This window comes from Microbacterium sp. K35, assembly GCF_004794375.1.
Lineage (GTDB): Bacteria > Actinomycetota > Actinomycetes > Actinomycetales > Microbacteriaceae > Microbacterium > Microbacterium sufflavum.
The window spans coordinates 1-5,539 of the sequence record NZ_SSDM01000014.1; the positions used below are offsets into that span (position 1 = coordinate 1).

Annotated in this window: 5 protein-coding genes; 2 read left to right on the top strand and 3 right to left on the bottom strand. The window is 72.7% G+C overall.

All coding sequences use genetic code 11. The features are described 5' to 3' along the window. Positions 1–110: 110 nt before the first annotated feature. Positions 111–770 carry an alpha/beta hydrolase family protein gene (locus DW299_RS00100; RefSeq protein ID WP_136029990.1) on the top strand — a complete coding sequence of 220 codons (660 nt, stop codon included), beginning with the start codon at positions 111–113 and terminating at the stop codon, positions 768–770. Between the two features lie 260 nt (positions 771–1,030). On the opposite strand, the gene DW299_RS00105 is transcribed toward DW299_RS00100, so the two are convergent. From DW299_RS00105 to DW299_RS00115, 3 genes are read right to left on the bottom strand one after another with little or no spacing between them, the layout of a single operon-like run. Next, a complete protein-coding gene (locus DW299_RS00105; RefSeq protein ID WP_136029988.1) occupies positions 1,031–1,933 on the bottom strand; it encodes a phosphotransferase in 903 nt (300 codons plus the stop codon). Between the two features lie 7 nt (positions 1,934–1,940). Beyond that, positions 1,941–3,362 carry an aminopeptidase P family protein gene (locus DW299_RS00110; protein ID WP_136035210.1) on the bottom strand — a complete coding sequence of 474 codons (1,422 nt, stop codon included), beginning with the start codon at positions 3,360–3,362 and terminating at the stop codon, positions 1,941–1,943. 36 nt (positions 3,363–3,398) lie between these two features. Beyond that, positions 3,399–4,421: an endonuclease/exonuclease/phosphatase family protein gene (locus DW299_RS00115; RefSeq protein ID WP_136029982.1), complete on the bottom strand. Its 1,023-nt coding sequence runs from the start codon at positions 4,419–4,421 to the stop codon at positions 3,399–3,401. 98 nt (positions 4,422–4,519) lie between these two features. On the opposite strand from DW299_RS00115, the gene DW299_RS00120 reads away from it, so the two are divergent. Further along, the gene (locus DW299_RS00120) at positions 4,520–5,392 is read left to right on the top strand and encodes a PHP domain-containing protein (RefSeq protein WP_136035211.1); all 873 of its coding nucleotides are present in this window, start codon (positions 4,520–4,522) and stop codon (positions 5,390–5,392) included. Positions 5,393–5,539: the final 147 nt, after the last annotated feature.

Consider the following 5,539-nt stretch of genomic DNA (forward strand, 5'->3'; position numbering starts at 1 on the left):
GGAGCCCGCTCCCGCCCCGGAGCCCGCTCCCGCCCCCGAGCCCGGGGTGCCGCCGCGGCCGGCCGATCCCGGCGCCGCTGGCACGATCCGCTGACGCGGCACGACGAGCGATGAGCACCCTCGACGTCGCGCTGCCCAACGGCACGGTCACGGTGTCGGTCGATCGGACGGACGCCGAGAGTGACGACATCGTCCTGATCGCCCACGGCGCCGGCGCGGGCAAGGACCACCCGTTCCTCGTCGGCCTCGCCGGGGCACTCGACGGTCTCGGTCTCGCGACGGCACGGTTCTCCTTCCCCTACAGCCAGCAGGGGCGGAAGATGCCGGGTCCGGCTGCCCACGCCGTCGCCACCTGGCGCGCGATCGTCGAGGCCACCCGGGCCGCCCACCCGGGACGACGCATCTGGGCCGCGGGCAAGTCGTACGGCGGGCGCATGGCGTCGCTCGCGGTCGCCGAGGGGCTCGCCGTCGACGGGCTCGTGTACCTCGGCTACCCCCTGCACCCGCCGGGGCGCCCGGATCGTCCGCGTACCGAGCACCTTCCGGCGATCGCCGTGCCGCAGCTGTTCATCGAGGGGACGAACGACCCGTTCATCCAGCCGCTGTCGCAGTTCGAGGAGGCGCTCGCCGCCTGCCAGGACGCCCGGGTCCACTGGATCGAGGGCGGCGGTCACTCCTTCGAGATCGCGGGACACAAGCGCCCCGCGGCCGATGTCGGGGCCGCGCTCGCCCCGGTGATCCGCGACTTCATCGTCGCCCGACGCCGCTGACGAGATTCCCCAGAACTTTTTCTCCGATTCGCGTAATGAATCGTGTGCGAGCCCGTCTCATCAGGTGGAGACGCCACACGAACTCCTCCGGGGGGCGGAGTTCGGGCGCCGGTGCGGGGGGTTCTGCGCCGGTCGGGTGGGCTCGGGAGCCTCGGGGGAGGAGTTCCCGGCCCGGCCCGCTTCCATTCAGGGGGACGGGCCGCCGATCTGGGGAGAACGGCGGCCCACCACCCCTCACTCCGCGGAACCGGAGGCGCCGGCTAGATCAGGCGGCGCAGGTCCGCGTCGGCGAGCAGCCGGCGCATCGTGGTGCGGCCGAGCGCGCTCATCGCCGGATTCGAGCGCTCGTAGTACCAGCCGAGGCCCGCGGCCTGCTGGAAGGCCCAGGCCGCGCCGCGCAACCAGGTCGTCGTGACCACGTCGACCGCGCCCCGCAGCACCTCGCGCACCGGCGCGTCGAACAGGTGCCACGCGCACACCAGGTCGAGGGCGGGGTCGGCCGGACCGAAGTCGCCCCCGTCGAGCACACCGACCAGGCGGGTGCCGCCGTCCTCGACGATCAGCAGGTTGAACGGGGTGAGGTCGCGGTGGCTCATGACCACGTCCTCGGCGGACGGCAGCGACCGCAGCTCCGACCACAGGGCGGTGGCCGCGGCGACATCGAAGAGCGACCCGCTGCGCGCGAGGCACTCCGCGACCCACTCGTCGTGGTCGGCCAGCACTCCGCCGCGGCCCCGACCGTCGAACCCGCGCCCTGCGACGTCGACCGCGCGCAGCGCACGGATCAGCGCCCCGAGGTCACGCGCGAGGTCCGCGGCATCGGCGTGGGCCAGCGGGTCGGCGGGTCGTCCGGGCACCCACGTCTGCACCGACCACGCCGACGGGTAGTCGGTCGACGGCGGCACGACGCGCACGGGGACCGGGGCGGCGAACGGCGTGGCCTCGGCGAACTCGTGCAGGGCGGCCACCTCCCTCCGCAGCTGCTGCTCGGTGGTGGGCAACAGCGGGAAGCGCGCCACGAGGTCGTCGCCGAGCCGCACGATGGTGTTGACCGTGCCCGCCGCGGGGACCCTGCGCAGCGGTCGACCGTGCAGGTCGGGTGCATCCCGGGCGAGCAGACGGTCGGCGAGGGTGTCGTCGACCGTCAGCTCACCGTCGTGCATCGCCGGGTCAGCCGCGGAGCCGGGCCATCCACGCCTCGACCTCGTCGGCCGTGCGCGGGATGTCGGCCGACAGGTTCACGGGGCCGTCCTCCGTCATCAGGATGTCGTCCTCGATCCGGACCCCGATGCCGCGCAGCTCGGCGGGCACCGTGAGGTCGTCGATCTGGAAGTACAGACCGGGCTCGATCGTGAAGACCATGCCGGGGGCGAGGATGCCGTCGTAGTACATCTCGCGGCGGGCCTGAGCGCAGTCGTGCACGTCGATACCCAGGTGGTGCGAGGTGCCGTGCACCATGTAGCGGCGGTGCTGACCGCCGGCGTCGGCGTCCAGCGCCTCCTCCGCCGTGACCGGCAGCAGACCCCACTCGGCGGTGCGCTCGGCGATCACGGCCATCGCGGCGGCGTGCACGTCGCGGAACCGCACGCCCACCCGGGCTGCCGCGAACGCGGCGTCGGCCGCCTCACGGACCGTCTCGTACACGCGCCGCTGTACGTCGGTGAAGGTGCCCGAGACCGGCAGGGTGCGCGTGATGTCCGCCGTGTACAGGCTGTCCGCCTCCACCCCCGCATCCACCAGGATCAGGTCTCCGGGAGCGACCACACCGTCGTTGCGCGTCCAGTGCAGGTAGCAGGCGTGCGGGCCGGACGCGGCGATCGTGTCGTAGCCCTCGCCGTTGCCGTCCTCGCGCGCGCGGCGGTGGAACACGCCCTCGACCACCCGTTCGCCGCGGGCGTGCGCGATCGCGGCGGGAAGCTCGCGGATGATGTCGTCGAAGCCGTTCGCGGTGATCTCTACCGCACGCCGCATCTCGGCGATCTCGAACTCGTCCTTGATGAGGCGCAGCTCGGAGACGACGCGGGTGAGGGTCTCGTCCTCGTCGAGGACGAGCTCTCCCTCGCTCGGGCGGAACTCGTGCAGGTGTGCCGTGGCGATCTGCAGGTCGGCGGCGACGCCGGCCAGCGAGGGGCGCGGGCCGATCCAGAACTCGCCGATCGTCGCGTCGGCGTAGAACTCGGTGGTGGTGCGGTCCGCGCGCTCGCGGAAGTAGAGGGTGACGTCGTGGCCGCCGTCGGTCGGCTCGAACACCAGGACGGAGTCGGGTTCGGCGTCCGACGCCCACCCCGTGAGGTGCGCGAACGCCGAGTGGGCGCGGAACACGTAGTCGGTGTCGTTGCTGCGCTGCTTGAGAGAGCCTGCCGGGATCACGAGGCGCTGCCCGGGGAAGGCGGCCGAGACGGCGGCGCGGCGCTTCGCCGCGAACGGTGCCTGCGCGCGCGGAGCCGGAACCGTCTCCGGACGCTCGGCCCATCCGGTCGAGATGGTGTCGAGGAAGCCCTGCGGGAAGGGCTGCTTGCGATTGGTCGAGCTGTTCTCGACGGGGGCTTCGACGGTCTCGTCAGCGATCGTCTCGCGTTCTCCGGTGCTCATCGCTCCAGTCTCTCACCCCGGGGCGCACGCGCAGGGTCAGCCGGCCGGTTCCAGCTGCACCACGAGCGCGCGGTGATCGCTGCCACCGGCGTCGTCCAGGACGACGGACCCCGTCGGGCGCCAGTTCGGAGAGGCCATCACGTGGTCGATGGGGGCCCCGGCCAGCGCGGGCAGGGAGCTGGGCCACGTGCCGGACAGACCGTTGCCCGTGCGAGAGGCGACGTCGCGGCAATAGCCCATGTCGCCCCCCTCCACGCCGAGCGACGCCATGTGGTCGACCGTGGCGTTGAAGTCACCCGCGAGGATGAAGTCGCCCGCCGGGCACTGGTCGGCGATCCACTGCAGGTCGCTCTGCCACTGCTGCATCTCCTCCATGCGCGGAGCGACCGCGTGCACGGCCACGATCGTCGGCCCGTCGCCGTCCACCGGCATCAGCACGACGCTCGGCACGGACCCGGTGTTGCTGCTGCCGTCCCTGGCGGACTCGATCACGGAGTACTCGCCCAGCTCGGGAGCGACCAGCACGGTCGTCTGCCACGACTGCGGGCCGTTCGGCACGTCGGGCCGGAACTGCACGTGGTGCACCCACATCGGGTGCCCCTGCTCCCGCAGCATCAACGCGATGCGCTCGCCGACCGCCTCGGTGGTCTCCGGCAGAGCGACGACGTCGGCACCCTGCTCCAGGATCCGTCGTGCGATCTCCTCCGCGGGAACGGCCTCGCCCGCCGTGTTCCAGGTCAGCACCCGCAGGCTGCTGTCGGTCGCGGCGGGGAGGGTGGCGCCGGTGAAGCCGCGCGTCGCGCCGATCACCCCGGTGGCCCCGGCACCCAGCAGCGCCACGATCAGGATCGACGCCGCGAACCCTCGGAGCGGCCGGGCCAGCAGCAGCAGGAGCGCCAGCACCGCGACGACGAGGAGCGCGCCGAGCACCAGGCCGCGGGCGGCGACCAGCTGCGCGAACGGGTAGGTCTGCTCGAGGCGGAAGAACTGCGGCCACACCACGATGGCCGTCGCGATCGCGAACAGCACGGTGAACAGGATCCCCAGGAGACGAAACATCCCCTCCAGCCTAGAAGCGACGCCTGTGAAAGCCCTGCCGCGACGCCGATCAGCGCGGCTGCGGATCCGCGGGTCCCGGCGCTCGCTACGCTCGGAGGATGCCCGCCGCGTCACACAGGTTCGCCGGTCCCGCCGACCTGCACCTGCACTCCAACCACTCCGACGGCACGGAGTCGCCCGCCGAGGTGATGCGGCAGGTGTACGCGCACGGTGTCCGCACGGCCGCACTGACCGATCACGACCGCACCACCGGCTGGACCGAGGCGGGCGATGCGGCGGTCGCCCTCGGCATGACGTTCCTGCCCGGAATGGAGCTCTCCGCCAAGCACGAGTGGCGCAGCGTGCACGTGCTGGGCTACCTCTTCGACCCGGACGACGCCGCGCTGCGCGCCGAGACGAACCGCATCCGCGACGACCGGATCGGACGGGCCGAGCGCATCGTGCGCAACATCGGTCGCGACTACGACCTGCAGTGGGACGACGTCGTCGCCCAGACCACGCTCGACGCTACGGTCGGCCGACCGCATATCGCCGACGCCCTCGTCGCGCGCGGCATCGTGCGGGATCGCACCGAAGCGTTCGACGGCATCCTGCACCCGCGCGAGGGCTACTACGAACCCCACTACGCCCCCGATCCGCTCACCGCCGTGCGCCTCATCACCGCCGCGGGCGGGGTGGCCGTCATCGCCCATCCCGTCACGGCCGGCCGCGACCGCATGATGCCCGTGGCGTACATCGAACGGCTGATCGACGCGGGGCTCGGCGGCTTCGAGGTGGACCACCGCGAGAACACCGCGCAGGGCAAGAGGATGCTGCGCGAGCTCGCGGCACGGCACGACCTCATCGTCACGGGGTCGAGCGACTACCACGGCAGCGGCAAGCCGAACCGCCCGGGGGAGAACACGACGGCCGAGGACATGGTGCAGCGCCTCATCGAGCGGGCGTCGGGCTCCACACCGCGCTACCCCTGACGACGCGCTGCCGTCGAGTGGCCGTGACGGCGGGACCCGTGAGGAACGACGAGGGGCGCCGCACGGATGACCGTGCGGCGCCCCTCGGACGATGATGCGGCCGGCTCAGGCGCCGGCGACGGGCGCGGCGCCGGCGGCACCGGAGCC

What these genes read in the sequence shown, in the direction of transcription:
- DW299_RS00110 (WP_136035210.1), bottom strand. Translation starts at nt 3,362, where the DNA reads ATGAGCACCGGAGAACGCGAGACGATCGCTGACGAGACCGTCGAAGCC.
- DW299_RS00115 (WP_136029982.1), bottom strand. Translation starts at nt 4,421, where the DNA reads ATGTTTCGTCTCCTGGGGATCCTGTTCACCGTGCTGTTCGCGATCGCG.
- DW299_RS00120 (WP_136035211.1), top strand. Translation starts at nt 4,520, where the DNA reads ATGCCCGCCGCGTCACACAGGTTCGCCGGTCCCGCCGACCTGCACCTG.
- DW299_RS00105 (WP_136029988.1), bottom strand. Translation starts at nt 1,933, where the DNA reads ATGCACGACGGTGAGCTGACGGTCGACGACACCCTCGCCGACCGTCTG.
- DW299_RS00100 (WP_136029990.1), top strand. Translation starts at nt 111, where the DNA reads ATGAGCACCCTCGACGTCGCGCTGCCCAACGGCACGGTCACGGTGTCG.